At 32.0% G+C, this 20,590-nt stretch carries 20 protein-coding genes, 1 tRNA gene and 1 pseudogene; 7 read left to right on the plus strand and 15 right to left on the minus strand.

Annotation, left to right across the window (positions count from 1 at the left end):
• Nucleotides 1-5: 5 nt before the first annotated feature.
• Both ggt and FNW38_RS08155 read right to left on the minus strand, forming a co-directional pair.
• Entirely contained in the window at nucleotides 6-1,691 is a 1,686-nt protein-coding gene (gene ggt / locus FNW38_RS08150; protein ID WP_143387384.1) for a gamma-glutamyltransferase, read from the minus strand.
• Complete coding sequence (locus tag FNW38_RS08155; RefSeq protein ID WP_143387385.1) at nucleotides 1,688-2,272, minus strand: acyl carrier protein phosphodiesterase; 585 nt, start codon at nucleotides 2,270-2,272, stop codon at nucleotides 1,688-1,690. Before FNW38_RS08155 ends, ggt begins: the two co-directional genes overlap by 4 nt.
• A gap of 119 nt (nucleotides 2,273-2,391) precedes the next feature.
• Between FNW38_RS08155 and glmM the strand changes: the two genes are divergently transcribed.
• Nucleotides 2,392-3,780: a phosphoglucosamine mutase gene (gene glmM, locus FNW38_RS08160; protein ID WP_143387386.1), complete on the plus strand. Its 1,389-nt coding sequence runs from the start codon at nucleotides 2,392-2,394 to the stop codon at nucleotides 3,778-3,780.
• Between the two features lie 115 nt (nucleotides 3,781-3,895).
• Here the strand turns inward: glmM and FNW38_RS08165 are convergent, their stop codons facing one another.
• The 5 genes from FNW38_RS08165 to FNW38_RS08185 all read right to left on the minus strand — a co-directional run bounded on the left by FNW38_RS08165 (nucleotide 3,896) and on the right by FNW38_RS08185 (nucleotide 9,705).
• Entirely contained in the window at nucleotides 3,896-4,300 is a 405-nt protein-coding gene (locus FNW38_RS08165) for a cupin domain-containing protein (RefSeq protein WP_218043720.1), read from the minus strand.
• A 355-nt stretch (nucleotides 4,301-4,655) separates the two neighbouring features.
• Nucleotides 4,656-4,955 (minus strand): hypothetical protein, encoded by a 300-nt coding sequence (locus FNW38_RS08170; protein ID WP_143387388.1) that lies wholly within the window; start codon nucleotides 4,953-4,955, stop codon nucleotides 4,656-4,658.
• A 734-nt stretch (nucleotides 4,956-5,689) separates the two neighbouring features.
• Nucleotides 5,690-8,227 (minus strand): TonB-dependent receptor plug domain-containing protein, encoded by a 2,538-nt coding sequence (locus FNW38_RS08175; RefSeq protein ID WP_143387389.1) that lies wholly within the window; start codon nucleotides 8,225-8,227, stop codon nucleotides 5,690-5,692.
• Nucleotides 8,214-9,128, minus strand: coding sequence for a FecR family protein (locus FNW38_RS08180; protein ID WP_143387390.1), 915 nt, complete (start codon nucleotides 9,126-9,128; stop codon nucleotides 8,214-8,216). Before FNW38_RS08180 ends, FNW38_RS08175 begins: the two co-directional genes overlap by 14 nt.
• A gap of 61 nt (nucleotides 9,129-9,189) precedes the next feature.
• Nucleotides 9,190-9,705, minus strand: a complete 516-nt coding sequence (locus FNW38_RS08185) for an RNA polymerase sigma factor (protein ID WP_143387391.1) — start codon at nucleotides 9,703-9,705, stop codon at nucleotides 9,190-9,192.
• A 258-nt stretch (nucleotides 9,706-9,963) separates the two neighbouring features.
• On the opposite strand from FNW38_RS08185, the gene FNW38_RS08190 reads away from it, so the two are divergent.
• From FNW38_RS08190 to FNW38_RS08200, 3 genes are all read left to right on the plus strand, one after another.
• Nucleotides 9,964-11,007 carry a hypothetical protein gene (locus tag FNW38_RS08190; protein ID WP_143387392.1) on the plus strand — a complete coding sequence of 348 codons (1,044 nt, stop codon included), beginning with the start codon at nucleotides 9,964-9,966 and terminating at the stop codon, nucleotides 11,005-11,007.
• Between the two features lie 94 nt (nucleotides 11,008-11,101).
• Nucleotides 11,102-11,872 (plus strand): membrane metalloprotease, encoded by a 771-nt coding sequence (locus FNW38_RS08195; RefSeq protein ID WP_143387393.1) that lies wholly within the window; start codon nucleotides 11,102-11,104, stop codon nucleotides 11,870-11,872.
• 154 nt (nucleotides 11,873-12,026) lie between these two features.
• Nucleotides 12,027-12,617, plus strand: coding sequence for a porin family protein (locus tag FNW38_RS08200; protein WP_143387394.1), 591 nt, complete (start codon nucleotides 12,027-12,029; stop codon nucleotides 12,615-12,617).
• A 158-nt stretch (nucleotides 12,618-12,775) separates the two neighbouring features.
• Here the strand turns inward: FNW38_RS08200 and FNW38_RS08205 are convergent, their stop codons facing one another.
• Nucleotides 12,776-13,375, minus strand: a complete 600-nt coding sequence (locus FNW38_RS08205; RefSeq protein WP_143387395.1) for a hypothetical protein — start codon at nucleotides 13,373-13,375, stop codon at nucleotides 12,776-12,778.
• A gap of 215 nt (nucleotides 13,376-13,590) precedes the next feature.
• Here FNW38_RS08205 and FNW38_RS08210 point away from each other — a divergent pair, with 215 nt between their 5' ends.
• Nucleotides 13,591-15,078: an aminotransferase class V-fold PLP-dependent enzyme gene (locus FNW38_RS08210; protein WP_143387396.1), complete on the plus strand. Its 1,488-nt coding sequence runs from the start codon at nucleotides 13,591-13,593 to the stop codon at nucleotides 15,076-15,078.
• A 103-nt stretch (nucleotides 15,079-15,181) separates the two neighbouring features.
• On the opposite strand, the gene FNW38_RS08215 is transcribed toward FNW38_RS08210, so the two are convergent.
• Nucleotides 15,182-16,051 (minus strand): lysophospholipid acyltransferase family protein, encoded by an 870-nt coding sequence (locus tag FNW38_RS08215; protein WP_143387397.1) that lies wholly within the window; start codon nucleotides 16,049-16,051, stop codon nucleotides 15,182-15,184.
• Between the two features lie 115 nt (nucleotides 16,052-16,166).
• Here FNW38_RS08215 and FNW38_RS08220 point away from each other — a divergent pair, with 115 nt between their 5' ends.
• Together FNW38_RS08220 and FNW38_RS08225 are read left to right on the plus strand one after the other, a co-directional pair.
• Nucleotides 16,167-16,805, plus strand: a complete 639-nt coding sequence (locus FNW38_RS08220; RefSeq protein ID WP_143387398.1) for a rhomboid family intramembrane serine protease — start codon at nucleotides 16,167-16,169, stop codon at nucleotides 16,803-16,805.
• Nucleotides 16,806-16,859: 54 nt separating this feature from the next.
• Entirely contained in the window at nucleotides 16,860-17,552 is a 693-nt protein-coding gene (locus tag FNW38_RS08225) for an SIMPL domain-containing protein (protein ID WP_143387399.1), read from the plus strand.
• Between the two features lie 99 nt (nucleotides 17,553-17,651).
• Here the strand turns inward: FNW38_RS08225 and FNW38_RS08230 are convergent.
• From FNW38_RS08230 to FNW38_RS08255, 6 genes and pseudogenes are all read right to left on the minus strand, one after another.
• Nucleotides 17,652-17,732 (minus strand) — tRNA-Tyr (locus FNW38_RS08230).
• Between the two features lie 173 nt (nucleotides 17,733-17,905).
• Nucleotides 17,906-18,292, minus strand: a pseudogene (locus FNW38_RS08235) (TlpA family protein disulfide reductase); the annotation flags it as partial.
• Nucleotides 18,293-18,310: 18 nt separating this feature from the next.
• The gene (locus FNW38_RS08240; RefSeq protein ID WP_143387401.1) at nucleotides 18,311-19,078 is read right to left on the minus strand and encodes a DUF4369 domain-containing protein; all 768 of its coding nucleotides are present in this window, start codon (nucleotides 19,076-19,078) and stop codon (nucleotides 18,311-18,313) included.
• A gap of 194 nt (nucleotides 19,079-19,272) precedes the next feature.
• Nucleotides 19,273-19,512, minus strand: a complete 240-nt coding sequence (locus FNW38_RS08245; protein ID WP_143387402.1) for a hypothetical protein — start codon at nucleotides 19,510-19,512, stop codon at nucleotides 19,273-19,275.
• Nucleotides 19,513-19,693: 181 nt separating this feature from the next.
• Entirely contained in the window at nucleotides 19,694-20,134 is a 441-nt protein-coding gene (locus FNW38_RS08250; protein ID WP_143387403.1) for a KTSC domain-containing protein, read from the minus strand.
• 172 nt (nucleotides 20,135-20,306) lie between these two features.
• Nucleotides 20,307-20,552 (minus strand): hypothetical protein, encoded by a 246-nt coding sequence (locus FNW38_RS08255; protein ID WP_143387404.1) that lies wholly within the window; start codon nucleotides 20,550-20,552, stop codon nucleotides 20,307-20,309.
• Nucleotides 20,553-20,590: the final 38 nt, after the last annotated feature.

Here is a 20,590-nt window from a genome sequence, read left to right on the forward strand (position 1 = left end):
GACTTTTAAAAACCAACGGCTTTATTGTCACCTCTTTTATCTGCGCCACCTTCAAGCTTACTATTTGGTAACACTAAAACTGCATCTACTTCACCAATTATTTCTTTGTTTTTTTCATTGATCAAGTATCCTTTTTTCTTTAAATTCTTTAATAATTCTTTATCGAATGAATTAGGTTCAAAAGTAATCTCATCTGGTAACCATTGATGATGAAAACGGGGTGCATTTACAGCTTCTTGCATGCTCATGCCAAATTCATACACATTCAATATCGTTTGTAAAACCGATGTGATTATAGTAGAACCTCCAGGTGTTCCAACAACCATAAAAAGTTTTCCGTTTTTTTCTACAATGGTTGGAGACATGGAGCTCAGCATTCTTTTTTCGGGAGCAATGCTATTGGCTTCAGTTCCTGTAAGTCCATATAAGTTTGGAACTCCTGGTTTGGCACTAAAATCATCCATTTGATTATTCAAAAAGAAACCCAATTCATCGCAATATATTTTAGAACCATAATTATCATTTAAAGTAGTCGTTGCCGAAACGGCATTTCCGTCGGTATCAACAATAGAATAATGAGTAGTTTGTTTGCTTTCATAACCTTTGATTTCTCCGTTAGCAATATCCGAAGATTTTGATGCTTTGTCGAATGAAAAATCACTCATTCTGCTCTTTAAATAAGTTGGGTCGACTAATTCTTTCATTGGAAGTTTAACAAAATCAGGATCTCCCAAGAAATAATTTCTGTCGGCATACGCTCTTCTTTCTGCTTCAGTAATCAGCTGAATCGCTTTTGGACTATTATGCCCCATTTGTGAAAGGTTGAAAGGCTCAATCATTTCCATGATTTGATTCAGACAAATACCGCCACTGCTCGGGGGAGACATCGATATAATCTTTAAATCTTTATATTCAAATGTTATTGGCGTTCTCCATTTGGCATCGTATTTATTTAAATCTTCAAATGTCATATTTCCTCCTTTTTTAGCAAGAAAAATAACTAACTTTTGAGCTGTTTCTCCTTTGTAAAATTCATCTCGACCGTTTTTGGCAATTCTTTTTAGTGTTGCTGCCAAAGCTGGATACTTTATAGTGTCATTTTCTTTGTATTCTTTTGAAAATAGGCTGTTTGGCCCATTACTTTTAATGAAAGAAGCTCTATAAGCAGCTAGGCTTTCGGCTTGAAATTTAGTTACTATAACTCCTTTTTCTGCCAAGGCAATTACAGGTTTTAGAATTTCGCTTATTGGTAAAGAACCATATTTTTTGTGTACTTCAAATATTCCTGCAATCGTACCCGGAATACCCGAAGCCAAAGCTGTTTCTCTACTTTTACCTTCTATTACATTTCCTTTTTCATCCAGAAACATATCTTTAGTAGCAGCCAGTGGCGCTTTTTCTCTATAATCTATAGCACCTGTTTCGCCATTGGCTTTTCTAAAGACCATAAAGCCACCACCGCCAATATTTCCTGCTTGTGGATAAGAAACTGCCAGAGCCAACTCTGTCGCTACCATCGCGTCAAAGGCATTTCCGCCTTCTTTCATGATTTCTACGCCTATTTTTGAAGCTTCTTCACGTGCCGAAACAATCATGGCTTTAGGAGTTACTAAACCTGTTGGTTCAACTATTTTTTCATTCGATTTGCAACCTAAAACGGCAAAAGCAAGAAGTAGTATTATTTTTTTCATAAAGTAATTATTTTATCATTTGAGTAAATTATTAATTCTTCAAAAAAATTGGTGAACTCATTTTCAAAATCCAAATAAAATTCAGAAAGTTCATTGGTAGCAAATCGCATTTTAGATTCGTTTTTGGTACGGTGATCCATTTGCGTCAAAATTCGATTAATTCCCTCCACTGTTTGATAACTCACCAACCAATTGTGTTGGATCATGTACGGCATTATTTCTTTGGTTCTGTCTGAAAGAATATTTTTATTATCGTGTAAAGATTGATAAAAGCGTTCTACAAATTTTTCTAGTTTTTCATCAGAATAGTTCTGCCAGTTTTTCGCCAAAAAATGGTCATAAAAAACATCCACAATTACACCGGCATAATGATGGTAATTTTCATGTAGGCGTTTGGTACTTTGTCTAAAAATGGGATGTGCATCTGTAAAAGTGTCAATGGCACGATGCAGAATGATTCCTTTTTGTATTTCTAAAGGATAACTTTCAAAATGTTTTCCACGAATTCCATCGGCCATGAAATTGCCAATTTTGATTAAATCATTGTCACCGGAAAGATAGATGTGTGCTAAAAAATTCATTCGCCTAATTTAGGAATTTAAATGATGAATTTTGAATTCTAAATGACTTTTATAAACCGTCAATTATTATATTTGTGAGCAAATTAAAATTTATAATTCAAAAATTAAAATAATAATCAATGACTTTAATAAAATCAATATCAGGAATTCGTGGAACAATAGGAGGTAAAGTAGGTGATAATCTGACACCTGTTGATGCAGTTAAATTTGCTTCGGCGTATGGAACTTGGTTGAAAAAATATATTGGAAAAGAAAAAATCACGGTTGTTGTAGGTCGTGACGCCCGTATTTCGGGACCAATGATTCACAATTTGGTGGTAAATACTTTAATTGGTTTAGGAATTGACGTGATTGATTTGGGGCTTTCGACAACGCCAACCGTTGAAGTGGCTGTTCCTCTTGAAAAAGCGGAAGGCGGAATTATCCTTACTGCTTCGCACAATCCAAAACAATGGAATGCCTTGAAATTATTGAATGAAAAAGGAGAATTCCTGAATGGTGCAGAAGGACTTAAAATTCTTGAAATTGCTGAAGCGGAAGCTTTCGATTTCTCGGATGTGGATGATTTAGGAGCCATTATGATTAACGATGCGTACATGGATATTCATATTGATGAAGTATTGAATTTACCATTGGTGGATATTGATGCAGTAAAAGCGGCTAAATTTAAAGTGGTTGTTGATGGCGTAAACTCTTCTGGAGGAATTATTATCCCAAGATTATTGGAATTAATGGGCGTTGAAGTGGTAGAATTATACTGTGAACCAAACGGACATTTTCCTCATAATCCGGAACCTTTAAAAGAGCATTTGACTGATATTTCAGAATTGGTTGTCAAAGAAAAAGCACATTTAGGAATCGTGGTTGATCCTGATGTTGATCGTTTGGCTTTCATTTGCGAAGATGGAGAAATGTTTGGGGAAGAATATACATTAGTGGCTTGTGCCGATTATGTTTTGAGTAAAACCACAGGAAATACAGTTTCTAATATGTCTTCTTCTCGTGCATTACGTGATGTGACTAACAAGCATAACGGAAACTACGAAGCCAGTGCAGTAGGTGAAGTGAATGTTGTAGAATTGATGAAGAAGAATAATGCCGTAATAGGCGGAGAAGGTAATGGCGGAATCATTTATCCTGAATCGCATTACGGTCGGGATAGTTTGGTGGGAGTAGCCTTATTTTTGACGCATTTGGCAAACAAAAAAATGACAGTTTCTGCTTTACGTGCTTCGTATCCGGAATATTATATGAGCAAAAACAAAATTGAATTGACACCTCAAATTGATGTTGATGCCATTCTTGTTGCCATGACGGAAAAATATAAAAACGAAGATATTACAACTATTGATGGTGTGAAAATTGATTTTGCTAACGAATGGGTACATTTAAGAAAATCGAACACGGAACCGATTATTCGTATTTATACCGAAGCGGCTTCACAAGAAAAAGCCGATACATTGGCGTTAAGGATTATTGATGAAATAAAAGCGGTGGCTGGAATTTAAAGCGACTATTTTTTAAATTAATGACCCTTTCAGAGTATCACCTTTGAAAGGGTTTTGTTTTTAATAAACAGTTATTTTCTAAGAAATGATTGCTTGTTCATTTTTGCAAATTAAATTATTTTTTATTCCTTGGGTCATCGGCAGGGTTAACGTAGATGATTCCCCAAGGCCCCATACCATGTAATTGAATGATAGATTCTTCCTTAGTGAAGGCATAATGACGAGTACCAGTTTTCATCATTGCAAATCCCCCATTCGGAATTTTATTCGCTGTTTTTTCATCAAATTTTTCCCCGAGTCCCATATATAAAGATCCTTCAAGAACAGTTACATGCTCGTCGGCGGGATGTGTATGTGGCATTATCATATAATTAGCCGGAATTTTAATGCGCATGGTGAATAATCCTATTGCCTTTGGATCACCATCTATCACTGCTGCTTTTGCTCCAGGCGGTAAAGAAGATGGAGCATCTGCCCACTTAATGTCATCGGGCATAACCATGATATGGTCGGCAGGCATTTTCATGTCTTGAGCCTGAACCTGTGTGACTACGCTGAAGGTACCCAATAATATCAAGACAGCTATTTTTTGTTTTACTTTCATTTTCGTTGTTATTTTTGGTATCGTTTTATTTTAAAAGAGGGATTCCGTAACGTCTTAGAGATCAAGAACTGGTCAAATGAAATTACGATGGTTCTTGTGTCTATCCATTCGCTATGTTGTAATTTTGATCTTGAAAAGAATCTAAAAATACAAAGGAAACCTTATGGATAGGTTTACATTTTTGTTAGACGATACAAATTCTAATAATTAGAGATGAACTGTCTTAATTGAGACAGTCCATCTCATTAGCCTTTAACTGTCTGATTGGAGTTCAATGAACTTGATTGCCGGAATATTCATAATGGAGCGGCGATACAATTGGTTGGGTTGGCGTAATCCCATTCTTAGCAAGAATAGGCATTAACGTTTGTCCAAATTCATTAAACTTATCTGCATTTTCCCAGACATCCACCACTTTCAGACCTTTATCAGTCTGAGCACTCACATGATGTATCAATCCTTTCGGATTTTCATGACCTGCTGCACGCAGATCTTGCCATACCTGATCGTATTGTTTTGACGTCATGTTAGGAAAGTCAAATTGAACCATTACTTTTTTCATGTTTTCCATTTTGTTATTTTTTTATTCTTCTACTCGTTTGGCTTTTCGATGACGCCCCGTTTTTTTAAGTGGCTTCTGGTCTCCACTTTTAAATGTTATAGTGCCAGCTTCGGAAGTCAAGAACTCACTAGACAATCTTGTGACTAGTTTTTATTTTTGTCTAGTTTTTAAATTTTCCCGTGACATCAGCGCTTAATTGCCTTATCATTCTATTTTGCATAACGAACCTAAAGTGAAGGTTTTTTGGAAGCAAAATATCGATTACATATACTGTTAAACACATTTTAAACCTAATGTTTTTCGATAATAAAAACCTAAACAAAAATACGATTATTTTATATTTAAGGTATTGATTAGTAGGTAAATATGTTATTTTTTATGATTTAATTGCTTTAAATAAAAAAAGCATTATTAAAACATTGTTAAGTAAAATGTTCCTGTGAAAGCAAACATAATTGACTGTAATAATGTGTTCTCAATTCAACAAAAAAATGAATTTGTCTCAGAATCAATTAATAATGACTACAGCCGAAACAGTATTATAACTTATAAAATCAAAGGTGGAATCTATACTGTAGCACTTATAAAACAACAAGTATATGATTTGGTTTAGCGAATAATTGAAGATTTAAAAGTTTCAGCAAGGATATAGAAAACAATATTCTTTTTAATAAATAACCCTTTCAGAGTGTAGCATTTTAAAAGGGTAGAATTATAAATCAGCTAAACATTAAGATGAAATATTAAAAATTCACTCTGAAACTTATATTTGGCGTTAAGCCTAATGATTTGTTATCTACTTGAATAGCATCATTCAAATCGTTTGGGTTCACTTTGTAATAACGATTGATAACATTATCTTGATTGGTGGCATTAATTACACCGGCAGTAAATGAAGCTTTAATAAATTGCGACAGATTGAAATTGTAATTTAAGGAAGCATCTAAACGCATGAAATTATCTAGATTTTCACTGTTTGGAGAATCGTAGCTGACCATAGTATTATTCCCGTTTTGTACCGTTTCATTACCTTCAATTGGTTTTGTGTAGGGTTGACCATTTCTCCAAATACCGCCTACAGATATTTTTAGATTTTTAAATATATCGTAATAAAAACCTAAAGATACTGAATGCCTTATATCTACATTATTAGGAAATGTAGAAGGGGTAAAAGTATTAAATTCATAGTCGTTTGTACTAAAAGTGTAACTTATCCAAACGCTATATTGATGAGCCGCTTTATTGGCTAAAAATTCCAAACCTTTAGCAGTGTAACTTCCATTAGCATTATTAAACTGAAAGCTGTTATAAAAACCCTGATTAGAAGCTGTAATACCATCTATAATTTTGTAAAAACTTGTAACCTCAATATTTAGTTTATTTTGGTTGAATTCTACACCAAAAGACCCTTGTTTACTTGTGGCAATGGGTATGTCTTTATCGGTGACTAAAACCCAACGCCTTTTTTCAACGCCTAAAAAATCATCTTCAAAATCTACAATTTGCGTAGTAGATTGATTCTTAAATTCGCCTTCTAATTTTAAAGCAAATTGATTTGATAATTTTTGTCTAATGTTTATTCTAGGTTCCACCAAAAATTTTTCAAATTTTTGGAAATAATTCAAACGCAATCCAACTCTCAAATAAGTGTTGTTTTTATTGTATTCAACTTCAGAAAATAAGGCGTGATTCAATAAAACATCTTTTTTAGTGCTGGAGTAGAATGGATTACTAACGGTAGTTTGGTTTAACATTCCAGTCTCATTAAATTGATAGCCAAACAAGAAATTTAGGTTATCATTAGTTTTGTAATACGTATTTAGTTTTGCTCCTGTTTCCAGAACTTCATTAGCTTCCGTTAAGCGCTGGTCTGTTTCCACTCTGTAATCGGTAGCGTCAATGTTATATCTGGAAAAGTAAGTAACGAAGTTTGTACTTAATTTGGGATTCCATTGTGCTTTCCAATTTCCTCCATAACCAATATTTTTTTGGGATAAATTGCTGGTTTTAGATTCGGTTTCATTTGAGTTTACGGTTAAACGTTCCGAATAATCTAAAGCGTTATTGATACCAATAATGTTGGCTCTGAATTGATGTTTTTCATTTAAATCGAAAAGTAATTTAGCGGTATAATCATAAAAGTAAAAATCAGATGAGGTATCATTTTTATCACTATCCGCATTGATGTCGCTATCTTGAAAACTTCGTTCAAAATATTTGGTGTAGGTAGGTGATTTAAACAAATCGGTAATAGAACGACGTCCTGAAATATGAAGTTCTAATTTTTCAGTTATTGGGATTTCTAAAAATGCATCAGCACTAATTAAGTTAATTCCTCCGCCACCAGAAAATGTATTGGTTACAGCATCTTTAGTATGCATGTTTATAGTACTGGAAACACCATCACTGTATTCAGCACTTGTTCCATTTTTACTAACAATAACTTTGTTGGTTAGATTGGGGTTGTAAGCAGATATTAATCCGAAGAAATGACCGGAATGGTACATTTTAATATTATCCCAAATCACTAAATTTTGATCGTTAGTTCCTCCACGCACATTGATATTAGCAATACTTTCATTAGTACTTTCAACGCCAGGAAGTGCTTGTATGGATTGTAAAATATCTGGTTCTATTAATCCGGGAAGAATCCCAAATTTTTTAGTATTTAAAACAGTACTTCCATCTAAATATTTTTGTAATCCAGGAGTTAAATAGACACTTATTAAAACCTGATTCAATTCTTCATTTTTTGTAGAAAGAACAATTTCTTTGCAATTATTTTGTGTTGAAAACAACTCATTTGCTGAAAATTGTCTGGATTGAAAACCCAAATAGGAAACTGTTAGTGTTGCATTTATAGGCACATTCTGTAAATTGAACTTACCATTTTCATTCGTAATTGAACTTATTGCAATGTTATCTACAACTACTGAAGCGCCAATGAGAGGAATTTTTTTTTCGTCGGATAAAACAATTCCACAAACGGATATTGTTTTGTTTATCACTGAAACGGTAACATATCGATTATCTAAGGCTTTGAAATTTAAAAGTGTTTTCGAGTTTAGATAATCTATTGTTTCTTGTAATGTAAATGAAGTATTTGGTTTTGTAATTGCAATAGCAGCTACATCTTCAACGGCATACGAAAACTTAATATTAAATTGTTTTTCGATGGAAACAATAACCTCAGTTAAAGGTATTTTTTTAGCTGTATTTTGTCCATAACAAATACTTCCAAAGCAAAGTAACAGAGGAATCAGCCATCTATTTAACATCATAGTTGTAAAATATAACGGTTTTACCTTCAATTTTGTAACTTAATTTAAGCGGAATCGTAACAGCTTGAAGCGCTATTTCTTTATTAGTATGTGTAAAACTTCCTGTAAACAGCTTTGAAGTATCTACATCTTCTACTTTAATTTTCAGATCATATTGACGCTCCAGTTCTGCTATAACCTGATCTAATGGAATTCTATTAAAACTCGATTCTTGTTGTATCCACGAAGGATTTTTGGTATTAAAATCTTCAACATTTTCAATAGTGCCATTTATAACTCGGAATGTTTTACCAGGAGGTAATTTAACGGTTTCATTATTGTAAGTCACACTTACCAAACCTTCATAACAATTAACTTCAAAATAGTTTTTGCGTTCTTTTACATTAAACTGCGTTCCTAAAACTTTAACGACTCCGGCAGTTGTATTTACACTAAAAGTTTGTCCTTTCTTTACTTTAAAAAAGGCTTCTCCTTCTAACGTTAAATCTCTTTTATCAGACCATTTTTTTTTATTAAAAGTTAATTTTGAAGCCGAGTTTAATATCACTTCAGAATTATCCGGTAGCGTAAACGTTTTTGTTTGTGCTATTTGAGTTTCAAAAGATTTGGTGTTATTATAAAACAAAAAATACGCTGAGGTTAACAAAACAACCAGAACAGCAGCAACTCTATAGAATGTCTTAAAGTTTAGTGTTCTAACTTTTGTTTTCTTTTTAGAATGGTTTCGGGCCTTAAAAGCTTCTAAGGCAGCGTGGGCATCTACTTTTGGAGTTTCCAATTGTGATGCATAATGAGCAATTTTTTCAAGTGTTTCAAAATCTTCAGATTGTTTTAAATCTTCAATTTCTTTGCTTGAAAGCTCATTATTTAACCATTTTAATATCTCTTTTTCGTTTTTCATTTTATATCTCTATGTTTATAAGACAACTAACTTTTAAATTACCCTACAGCTAAAGGACTAATTATATATTCTCTATTTGGGCTTTTAATAGTTGCAGTGCTCCAGACATTCTTTTTTCTACGGTTTTTTGAGAAATATCTAGTAAGTCAGCTATTTCTCTGTACTTTTTTCCATCTATTCGATTCAATAAAAAGACTTCCCGCTGCACTTCACTTAATGATGCGATAGCTTTTGTAAGTTTTTGTTTGAATTCTTCTTCTTCGAATAAATATTCGGGGCTTTGATTATTGGTGTCTAAATTAGGAGCTTCTTTAGCATACCTTAATACGACTTTTTGATGCTTTATGTTATTTAGAAATAAATTATTAATGCTGGTGAACAAATAGGTTTTTACTTTACTAAAGTCAATTTTGGAACAATTTTCCCAAATTTTAGTAAATGCATCTTGCACTAAATCTAATGCGGTTTCGTCATCACCACATTTGTAATAAGCAAAATTATTTGCTGATTGCACATGCTTTAGGTAAAAATCTCTAAAGTGATTTTCGTCGCAAAGTTTACTGTTTTCGTCGCTCATTTAGTATTAATTCATTTTTTGTAGGTTGTAAAAGTAAATTATTTTTTCAAAAAGCGGTTGGGTTAATTATAATTGCTTTTTTTTTAAAATTATTTTAAATAGTAATTTATTGATTTGTAGGTTTTTGTGAATTTATTTGTAAAATTTTATATTTTTTTTAAAATTTAAGGAGGGTAAAAAGAAAGGTAGTTGTCTTACTAACAGAAAGGCGTTAAAAACATCGCTTGCAAATATAAAAATACATTAAATTTGAAAATTATGAAAAAATTAAAAATTATTACTGGAATTGCATTGATGGCTATCTTAGGATTTACATCATGCCAAAGTGAAATTGATGACGTACAAGGAGAAAATCCAAATACAAATTCTGCCAACTCAACTACTGCTAGCAATCTAAAACGTACTTCGATGTACGATGGTTCATTTGATGATTTCTTGGATGGAGCATCATGTTCTTCAATTTTATTGCCGGTTACCGGTAAAGTAAATGGTGTTCAGGTTTCCATTTTAACCCAAGCAGATTACTTACAGGTTATTTCTATTTTGGGACAGTTTAACAATGACCAGGATACCGTAGTGTTACAATTTCCTTTAAGAGTTAGATTAAGTAATTATACAGAGACCACTGTTAATAGCCAAACAGAATATAATGCTATACTTAATGCGTGTACATCAGCAGAAACTTCTGGTCAAGATGCCATTTCTTCTGTAAATATTAGCTTCCCAATTACAATTTTAACGTATAACTTGAGTTTACTACAAACAGGAAGTGTTGTCATTACATCCGAACAACAGTTATATACGTATATGTCTAATGTAAGTAGCACGGAATTATTTTCAGTAAACTACCCCATTTCAGTGACGATTAGTGATGGAACGAAAATAACGGTTTCAAGTGATGCTGAATTGCAATCAACTATTACTGCATCTCTAAAAACAGAAGCAGCGATGGCAGAAGCAGTTCAAAATTCAAAAAAAATAGAAACTATTTTAGTTAATGGAAAGTTTAAGGTGGATTCATTTGTAAGCGCAGGAGTTAATTCTGCAACTAGCTATAAAGATTTTACGATAGATTTCGCAAATAATTTATCAATAACAGCCATAAATCTATTGAGTACAACTGTAAATGGTACTTATGCGGTAAGCTCACAATTAGATGTTTTTCTAAAACTAAATTTTTCGGGGAATGCTACTTTTAACTTATTGAATAATAATTGGAAAGTAACAAGTTTTACTGCTACAACAATCTCATTGCAAAGTACAACTAATACAGCAGTTACATTAGTATTAAAACAAATATAGGCTAGATCTTAGTTGGTGCTTTTTATAAAAGAACAGCTACATCATGTTAAGTAGCTGTTCTTTTAAAAATAAACTTATAATATAAAAAATCATAATGAAAAAAGTAATTGCTGCACTAACAATAGGTTTGTTCCTATTAGTATCCTGTTCAAAAGATGACGCTATTGATAATAGTGAAACTATAAATCCTGTTACTAATAAACAAACAACCGGAAGTTCTTCGAACGATTTATTATCCGATAAAAAGTTTACGAGTATGGTTATTGAAGTAGTTTATGTAGTAGGATTTGAGCCATCAGCAACAGCGATTAACAATTTTGTATCTTTTCTTGATACAAGAACTTATAAACCCAATGGAATAAGTATCGTAAAAAGAGCAATTCCATCGCCAGGAAAAGCAACTTTTACCGATCAGGAAATTGTAGCAATTGAAGATGCTAACAGAACAAAATACAATACATCAAATCAAATAGCAGTTTGGGTCTTTTTTTCAGATGGAAAATCATCAAGCGACACAAGTACATCAGTTATTTTAGGTACGGCTTATAGAAATACCTCTTTAGTTATTTATGAGCAAACAGTTCAAGGATTGAGTGACAGTCCATTTGAACCCAACAGAAGTTTATTAGAAACAACAGTCATTACGCATGAATTAGGTCATATTTTGGGACTTACCAATTTAGGAACAGCTTTACAAAGTAATCATGAAGATACAACCCATCCAAAACATTGCAATGTAGAAAGTTGCTTAATGTATTGGTCATCAGAAACAGGAAAGGGTATTGAAAATATGGTTTCCGGAGGTTCAGCACCCCAACTGGATGCACAATGTATTGCAGATCTTCGTGCCAATGGAGGAAAATAAAATTTAATTTAAATAATAGTATAATATGAAATCGCCATGATTCAAAATAACAATTGAAAATCATCGAATACCAAAATAAAATGGCATCAATGAGATAAACAATAATGAAGAATGGCGATACCATATTCCAATAAAAAACAAATATTATCTACATATGAAACAGACAAAGACAAAATTTTTAACAATAGCTTTATTCATTGGATTAGCCTCAACAATAAATGCACAGGAGAATACTACCAATAAGTCGAATGGTGGGATAAAAGGAGGATATAATTTAGCAGCTGTAAGTTTTGATGGTGATGGAGAAACAGAACAACGACATAGTTTTCATGTAGGTGTTTATGGCGAGTCATTTATTAGCGAAAGCTTTTCTATTCAACCTGAATTAATGTACTCTCAACAAGGATATGTAATTACAAATAGCAACGGTACTTTTACCCAAAAGCTTAATTATATTAATTTACCAATAATGCTTAAAGCCTATCCTTCTAAAAATTTCTTTTTGGAAGCAGGACCACAAATTGGATTGGCTGTTTCGCATAAAGAAGAATATGACGGACTTTTTAGTGGTTCACAAGAGTACGATCCTAATAGTTTTGATTGGGGATTAAACTTTGGTGGTGGTTTTAAAACAGATTCTGGTATAAGTTTAGGCGTGCGTTACCATTTAGGTTTAGGTGATTTGTATGATGAAGGAAAAGCACAAAATAGAGTTTGGCAATTTTCTATAGGTTTTGATTTATAAACTTGAACGCAATACAATAAAGGCGTCAGCTGAATAAACCCACTTTTTTAATTAATAACCCTTTCAGAGAGCAATACTTTGAAAGGGTTTTGTTTTTGACATGTAGTTTTAGGAAAACTTTTATAATGTATGAGTTACCAAGCTTTTCATTGATGTTTTTATAGTTCGGATTTTATTTTGGGAATGTTTTTAATACTCTCTAAATAGAATTCAATGTTAATTTTTAATTTATTGATACGAGAATAGTCATTTCTGTTAAAAGCGATGTAAAGTCCGGTAAATATTGCTATTAAAAAAATAATTATACTTGATGTTGTGAAAAGATTAAAGGATACTATAGCGATAACAATACAGAATAGTAACCCAAATATTTTTATTGAATTTTCAGGATTAGACTGGGCTGTGTTAATTTCAATAATTTTAGGTAATTGTCGTAATAATGAATTAATATCAGGTTCATAAATTTCATTTTTTTTCAAATCAGCAATCAAATCTTCAACAGTTTTTATTTTCTTATTTTTAGAATAGAGGTAAGGGAATATCTCATTAATAAAATTTTGATTTCTTAAATCTTGAATATTTCCAATCAACATTTTAACTTCATTAGGCAAATCTTTTCTGATGGCGATTTCCTTTTTCAAGGCACTAAAGGATATTGTTGTTAAAGAATCAACATTTTTATAAATATATTGAGTTAATTCTTCTTCAGAGAAGGAATGTAATTTTTCTTCCAGAATGATACTATTACTATTATCCATGATGTGATGTGGTATTAATTTATTTAAAATAGTTAAATATTTCTATTTCTTTTTACAAAAGTATTTCCTTTGTTTAGCATTACTTTACGGGAAACCTCAATAGCAATAAAAATTATTGGAAATTCATAGAAAAAACAAGTGGCACTCAGAAATAACAAACCGCTAAATTCTCAATTTCATAAAATAATAATATCTTTGAGTCAAATTAAATTGCAATGACTACAATCGAAACGCCACCACAATTAGAACTTTACTTCCAAAAGTTCCGTCAGAATATAATAGGAATTAACCAAGAGTTTCAATCACCTTACGGAAAAAAACAAATTATTTATACGGATTGGACAGCAAGTGGTCGTTTGTATCGTCCTATTGAGGAAAAGTTGATGAATGAGTTTGGTCCTTTTGTGGCCAATACCCATACTGAAACTACGGTTTCTGGAACAGCAATGACCAAAGCTTACCATCAGGCTAGACACATTATTAAACATCATGTAAATGCCAATAGCGACGATGTTTTAATTACTGATGGGACTGGAATGACGGGTGTTGTCAATAAATTCCAACGAATTTTGGGATTAAAAGTGCCAGAAAACCTAAAAGATTTTATTAATATTCCTGCCGAAAAGAAACCGATTGTGTTTATTTCGCACATGGAACATCATTCCAATCAGACTTCTTGGTTGGAAACCATTGCTGATGTTGAAGTTATACCGTCAAGTGAAGATGGATTGTTTAGCATAGAAAATCTGGAACTTTTATTAGAAAAATATAAAGAGAGAAGTTTAAAAATCGCTTCAATCACTTCTTGTTCAAATGTTACCGGAATCCAAACACCTTACCATGAGGTTGCTAAAATTATGCATCAAAATAAAGGTCTTTGTTTTGTAGATTTTGCCTGTTCTGGTCCGTATGTAAAAATAAATATGCACCCGGAAGATTCGGAAAGTTATCTGGATGCAATTTTCTTTTCACCTCACAAATTTCTTGGAGGACCAGGAACTTCGGGTGTTTTGGTTTTTAATAAAAAATTGTATCAAAACTTGATTCCCGATAATCCAGGAGGAGGAACGGTAAGTTGGACGAATCCTTGGGGCGAACACAAATACATTGATAATATTGAAGACAGGGAAGATGGTGGAACACCAGGGTTTCTTCAGGTGATAAAAACGGCATTGGCGATTCAGTTGAAGGAGCAAATGGGAATTGAAAACATTTTGAAAAGGGAACATGAAATCGTTGATTTTGTTTTCGAATCTCTTGGAAATATTCCAAATATTAAAATTCTTGCCGGTCAGCATCGAGATAGGTTAGGAGTGATTTCTTTTTTTATTGAAGACTTACATTTCAATTTGGGTGTTAAGTTATTGAATGATAAATTCGGAATTCAAACACGTGGTGGTTGCAGTTGTGCCGGTACTTACGGTCATTTTTTATTGCACGTGGATCAAGAAACTTCTCATAAATTGATTGATGAAATTACTCTGGGAGATTTAATCAGAAAACCAGGTTGGATCAGAATGTCTATTCATCCTACAACCACAAATGCCGAAATTGAATTTGTTTGTAATGGAATAAAAGCATTGGCGGAAAACCATAAAATATGGGCTTTGGATTATAATTATAATCCATCAACAAATGAGTTTGTACACAAACAAGCGCAGCCTTTAGAAGATGAATTGGTAAAAGATTGGTTTTCTTTGTAAAAGCTAAGGTTTTAAAGGAATTAAAAAAATCACTTATCATAAACAATATTGTTTATGATAAGTGATTTTTTTTAACCGAATACTGTTAACTGAGTACTGAGAACTACCTCCTGTGTTTCCATCTTTTATGTGTCCAAAAATAATATTCCGGAGCTTCGAGAATTTGCTTTTCAACTTCCTGAATGAAAGTATGTGTGATTTCAAAATCAGGGATGGATTTGGGATTATCGGTGATAGGAACGAAGGTTGCTTCATAATACCCTCTTTTTACTTTTTTTACTTTTATAAAAACGACACACAAATCGTATTTTTTTGCAATCATTTCGGCTCCCGTATGTACAGGAACTTCAACGCCCATGAAGGTATCCCAATGAAATATTCTATCTAATTTTGGAGATTGATCACTGGCTAATCCATAAATGCATAAAATTCCTTCTTTTTGGTTTTTTGCTATTAAAGGAATAGTTTCTCTGGTTACAACTAATTCAGCATCATATTTTGACCGAATATCTCTTATAAGTTTATCAAAATATTTATTGGCTATTTTTTTATATACTCCAATTCCTCGGAATGATGTTTTATCATTAAGTGTTATCAACCATTCCCAACTTGCATAATGGGAGGCTAATAATACAATACTTTTTCCTTTTTTTTCATATTCTTTTATAAGATCAATATTTGTTATTACAAATCTCTTGTTCATTTCTTCAGAAGATATGGTCATGGTTTTAATCATTTCCAGAAACATATCACATAAATGGTGATAAGACTTTTTTTCGATAACAAGACGTTCTTCAGGACTAAGATAAGGTAATGCTAAAGCTAAATTTTCTCTAACAGTTTTCTTTCGGTAGCCCACTATGTTATAAACTATAAAACACACTGCATCAGATAACCAATAAAATAGGTGAAAAGGAAGAATAGAAACAATCCAAAGAAACGGATAGGCTATAATAAAAATAAGAAATTGCATGCAGATTTTTTTTTTGCAAATATAAGTCAAAAATGAACATCGATATAAATTTTGGCCACTTACTGTGTCGGCATTTGAGAATGACTATATTTACAATTCACAATAAACAGACTTTATGAATACCATTTTAATAGCAATAATTGTTGTAAATGTTTTAATTAGTTACAAGGGTTTTAATGATCTTTCCTTTTTTAGAAAATATGAATTTCATGTTGGAAGTATTCGAGCAGGTGAACATATAAGAATGGTGTCTTCTGGTTTTCTTCATGCTGATATGACCCATTTGATTTTTAATATGTTGACTTTTTATTTTTTTGCACCTGTAGTAATTAGTTATTTAGGCGATTTTTCGTTTGGATTGGTTTATTTTGGAAGTTTAGTTTTTGGAAGCTTATTGACAATGATTTTTCACAAAAATCAATATAATTACAGAGCGGTTGGTGCATCGGGCGCGGTAACAGGAGTTTTGTATTCTGCAATACTATTGCAGCCAGACATGATGTTGGGAATCTTCTTTATCATCCCAATGCCTGCATATATTTTTGGAATCCTTTATTTATTGTATTCTATTTATGGTATGAAAGCCAAGAATGATAATATTGGTCACACAGCCCATTTTGGCGGTGCTGTTGGCGGTTATTTGATTACACTTATCAAAGAGCCTCAATTATTGGTAGATCACACTTTGATGGTCGTATTATTAGCCATTCCAATAGTTATTCTTTTTGTTATGGAAAAAATGGGTAAACTATAATGGCACAACTTTTGAAAGATAATTACAACAAAAAATAATTAAATAAGTATTAAGATGAAAAAAGCACTACTAATTCTATCTATTATGTTTATGACTATGTCTTATGCACAAGAAATTAAACAAGTTCCTCAAATTAGTGTAAACGGGGAAGGCAAAGTAAAGGTTGTTCCGGATCAAGTGACAATATTGGCTACTATTGAAACAAAAGGGAATAATGCCAAAGATGTTAAAAAACAAAATGACGAAAAGATGGAAGCGGTTTTAAGGTTTATAAAAAAAATGAACTTAGATCCGGCGGATTATAAAACCCAACGTGTTTCTCTAAATCCACAGTACGATTATGAAAAAAAGAAACATAATTATAATGCTACGCAAACTATCGAAATTCTATTGAAAGATTTATCAAAATATGATGAACTGATGGAAGGATTGGTAGACGAAGGAATCAACAGAATTGATAATGTAATATTTCAATCTTCAAAATTAGAGCAATATCAATCAGAGGCTAGAAAATTAGCTATGAAAGAGGCTAAATTAAAAGCAGAGGATTATGTTTCTGTTTTAGGACAAAAAGTGGGTCGTGCCATGACAATCTCTGATAATTCACAAACGTATTATCCGCAACCGATTCGATATGCTGCTATGAAAACAATGGAAGTTAGTGATGCCACAGCTCCGAGAGAAACGCTTGCAGTTGGAGAAATCAATATTACATCTAACGTAAGTGTGAGTTTTATTTTAGAATAGAAATCACAATAAAAATAAAAAAGTCCCGTCTCGTTTTTTAGAATGTGACGGGACTTTTTCTATATAAAAAAAACTCTTCAATTGCTTGAAGAGTTTTTGTGGGGAGAGCAGGATTCGAACCTGCGAAGTTTACACAGCAGATTTACAGTCTGCCCTCGTTGGCCGCTTGAGTATCTCCCCAAGGCTCAACAAGCATTGCTTATTGTGCTAACCGGGTGCAAATATATAAACTGTTTTGAAGTTTCCAAACTATATTTAAACTTAATTTTAGTATTATTTTTAAAGTATTGGTATTGAATAAAATAAAAAAATCTCCACTAGGGAGATTTTTTGTTTTATTCGATTGAAGCAACTTATTTTGCTAAAAGCGCTATAATTTTTGCTCTTAATTCGTCGCCTCTTAAATCTTTTGCTACTATATTTCCTGATGCATCAAGAATAAAAGTAGCAGGAATAGATTGAACTTTATATTGTGCAGCTATTGGCTCATCCCAAAATTTTAAATTTGAAACATGGTTCCAAGTCAATTTGTCTTTTGCAATTGCTTCTTTCCATGCTTTAGCATCTTTATCTAAAGATACGCCAACAATGTTAAGTCCTTTAGCATGTAATTCTTTGTAAATAGCTACTACATTTGGATTTTCTCTGCGACAAGGACCACACCAAGAAGCCCAAAAATCAACTATTGTAACTTTTCCTAAACATTCTTTCAGAGAAATTACTTTCCCTTCAGGATTAGGACCTGAAAAATCTGCTCTTCATTTTGCTTCAGCAGTTGGAGCTGGAGCTGGTGCTGGAGGTGTAGCTCCTACAGCTGGCGATTTCATTTCAGTAAGTCTAGCTTTTATGGCTTTACCTGGTTTTGTATTTTTTAATGATTCCTCTAAACTGTTGTATAATTTTTCAGATTTTTTTACATCAGCAGTTGGGTCATTAAGCATTCCTTGAATGATTAAAGCAGAAATGAATGATTTTGGGTGTGATTCAGCATAAGTTACATATTTAGCTTTTGAAGCCGTACCTACTTCTTCTTGAATTTTAGAAAACTCTTTCATCAATCCATTGATAACAACAGTATCTTTGGTTTGTTGAGCAGTATTCATCGCTTGCATATTTTTGGTCTGAAAATCGATTAATTTCTTTTGAACTTTAGTGATTTCTTCATTGAAAGTAACGTATTCGTCATTATTATAAGTTCCAGCTATTTTTGATTTTTGTATGCTGTCTTTGTTTACAATTATGGTAATATCTCCATTTTCTAATATAAAAGGTATTTTTCCTTGTACTCCTTCTACTTGTATTGTGTGAAAAGAAGGTTCTATAGCTTTTCCTTTAATTTCAAATTTACCATTTTCAATTTTTACGGTATCAATTGCAGTTAAACCACTACCATTTTCATTTGGGGTTTCTAGAATTACTGTTTTTCCATTTTCAAATCCAGTTGCAGTTCCAGAAATGGTGTATTTATCTTTGGTACAAGAAGTCAGCATCACAACAGCCGAAAGTAATAAAATTATTTTTTTCATTATTAGTTAATTAAGTTAAGTGTGCAAAAGTATTTAAAATTATAAATTATAAATAATTTTACACCCTAAATTTTTGTTATAATTTTTCATTCTTAATTAGGTATTGTAGTATGTTTTATTTCTACCCATTTTATTCAATAGTTTGAATAAGGTAAATTCATTTATTGAATACATGATTTTTAAAAGGTAAGGAATTATTTTTTGAAAGTAATTTGATTCGATTCGCATTTAAGAATATCAGATTCTGCATGCTCTATTTCATTAATGGTGATTTTAATATCTAGATTTATTCTCCTTAATTCTTTGTGCAAATTAGAACAAATAGGATCAGATTTTAGATTATTATCTATTTGAGACTTTTGTTCTTCTAGAATATCAAGCGTCTCTTTTGCCTTATTATATTGGGATTTGTATAAAATGCAAGGGTCTTTCATGAAATATATTTAAAACAAACTTTTTTTTTAGGATTGCTAAAATACTAAAAACAAGTTGATTATACAATAGTTATTTGTTTATTGTTTTATAATTTGTAAGAAAATCCATTTATTAAACGGTTTAAAATAAAAAAGCACCCTTTTGAAGGATGCTTAAGTATTTTTTATTCTTTTGAAAAAACTAATCTTGATTGATTGTTTTTCTCCATGTGAAAGAATTAAGTATGTGTCTTTTTGCAAATCTACCAGGAGAATCAGCATTTACCATTTTTACGTAAGTTGCTTTAGGAACACTAATGTATTCGTAAACGCTTCCGTTTGAAAAATTGATAATCAATCTGCCTTCAACGAATTTGTAATCTGAAATTGTTGCAGTTGCTATTGTTTCAGTATATTCAGGTAAGTTTTGTTTAAGCGTTTCAGGATTGATACTTACCAAAAAGTGATAAGCTTCAATAATTTTTTTACTGTTTTCCTCTGCCGCTTTTAATCCTTCATCATTTCCTTGAAATTTGTCAGGATGCGCTTCTTTCATCGCATTACGATAAATCGTTTTTAATTCTTTAAGCTCAGCAGTTTTGTCTACATTTAGTAGTTTGCGGTATTCAACTATTTTTTTCATAAATAAGGTAACTACTTGTCTTTTAATATAAAATCAATATAATTTGATTTCAAAATCGACAAATTTTTTGCAAAGGTACACTTTTTTTTAAATTTTTAGTTTGTGACAAAAAAATATTCAAAAAAAAGAATTTGAATTCTGTTTTTTTGTTGAAAAATAATCTGAAAATGTACTATTGTTGTGGTTTATTATTGGCTTTGTCGAAATTTTTAGACTTTTTTGGATATTTGTTATAACTGATATCGCTTGGGTTTTCAATTATTGATTTTATTGTAATCCAATCGCCAACAGTGTGTTTTAAGGCCATTTTATAGTCTAAAAGATATTCACCACAAAAAAAGTTATTGTTTTCATCTTTTTCCATAATTCCGGTGTAAACACCTTTTTGTAACATTCTTTCTTCGGAAGCTTTGGTCATAATCAATTTATTTATAATAATTCTAGTTGGCAAAGTTA

Origin of the sequence: Flavobacterium gawalongense (assembly GCF_007097265.1) — a bacterium.
GTDB classification, from domain to species: Bacteria; Bacteroidota; Bacteroidia; order Flavobacteriales; family Flavobacteriaceae; genus Flavobacterium; species Flavobacterium gawalongense.

Coding starts and splice junctions, on each gene's coding strand:
- ggt (WP_143387384.1), bottom strand. CDS start 1,691: ATGAAAAAAATAATACTACTTCTTGCTTTTGCCGTTTTAGGTTGCAAA.
- FNW38_RS08155 (WP_143387385.1), bottom strand. CDS start 2,272: ATGAATTTTTTAGCACACATCTATCTTTCCGGTGACAATGATTTAATC.
- glmM (WP_143387386.1), top strand. CDS start 2,392: ATGACTTTAATAAAATCAATATCAGGAATTCGTGGAACAATAGGAGGT.
- FNW38_RS08165 (WP_218043720.1), bottom strand. CDS start 4,300: ATGCCTGCCGACCATATCATGGTTATGCCCGATGACATTAAGTGGGCA.
- FNW38_RS08170 (WP_143387388.1), bottom strand. CDS start 4,955: ATGGAAAACATGAAAAAAGTAATGGTTCAATTTGACTTTCCTAACATG.
- FNW38_RS08175 (WP_143387389.1), bottom strand. CDS start 8,227: ATGATGTTAAATAGATGGCTGATTCCTCTGTTACTTTGCTTTGGAAGT.
- FNW38_RS08180 (WP_143387390.1), bottom strand. CDS start 9,128: ATGAAAAACGAAAAAGAGATATTAAAATGGTTAAATAATGAGCTTTCA.
- FNW38_RS08185 (WP_143387391.1), bottom strand. CDS start 9,705: ATGAGCGACGAAAACAGTAAACTTTGCGACGAAAATCACTTTAGAGAT.
- FNW38_RS08190 (WP_143387392.1), top strand. CDS start 9,964: ATGAAAAAATTAAAAATTATTACTGGAATTGCATTGATGGCTATCTTA.
- FNW38_RS08195 (WP_143387393.1), top strand. CDS start 11,102: ATGAAAAAAGTAATTGCTGCACTAACAATAGGTTTGTTCCTATTAGTA.
- FNW38_RS08200 (WP_143387394.1), top strand. CDS start 12,027: ATGAAACAGACAAAGACAAAATTTTTAACAATAGCTTTATTCATTGGA.
- FNW38_RS08205 (WP_143387395.1), bottom strand. CDS start 13,375: ATGGATAATAGTAATAGTATCATTCTGGAAGAAAAATTACATTCCTTC.
- FNW38_RS08210 (WP_143387396.1), top strand. CDS start 13,591: ATGACTACAATCGAAACGCCACCACAATTAGAACTTTACTTCCAAAAG.
- FNW38_RS08215 (WP_143387397.1), bottom strand. CDS start 16,051: ATGCAATTTCTTATTTTTATTATAGCCTATCCGTTTCTTTGGATTGTT.
- FNW38_RS08220 (WP_143387398.1), top strand. CDS start 16,167: ATGAATACCATTTTAATAGCAATAATTGTTGTAAATGTTTTAATTAGT.
- FNW38_RS08225 (WP_143387399.1), top strand. CDS start 16,860: ATGAAAAAAGCACTACTAATTCTATCTATTATGTTTATGACTATGTCT.
- FNW38_RS08240 (WP_143387401.1), bottom strand. CDS start 19,078: ATGAAAAAAATAATTTTATTACTTTCGGCTGTTGTGATGCTGACTTCT.
- FNW38_RS08245 (WP_143387402.1), bottom strand. CDS start 19,512: ATGAAAGACCCTTGCATTTTATACAAATCCCAATATAATAAGGCAAAA.
- FNW38_RS08250 (WP_143387403.1), bottom strand. CDS start 20,134: ATGAAAAAAATAGTTGAATACCGCAAACTACTAAATGTAGACAAAACT.
- FNW38_RS08255 (WP_143387404.1), bottom strand. CDS start 20,552: ATGACCAAAGCTTCCGAAGAAAGAATGTTACAAAAAGGTGTTTACACC.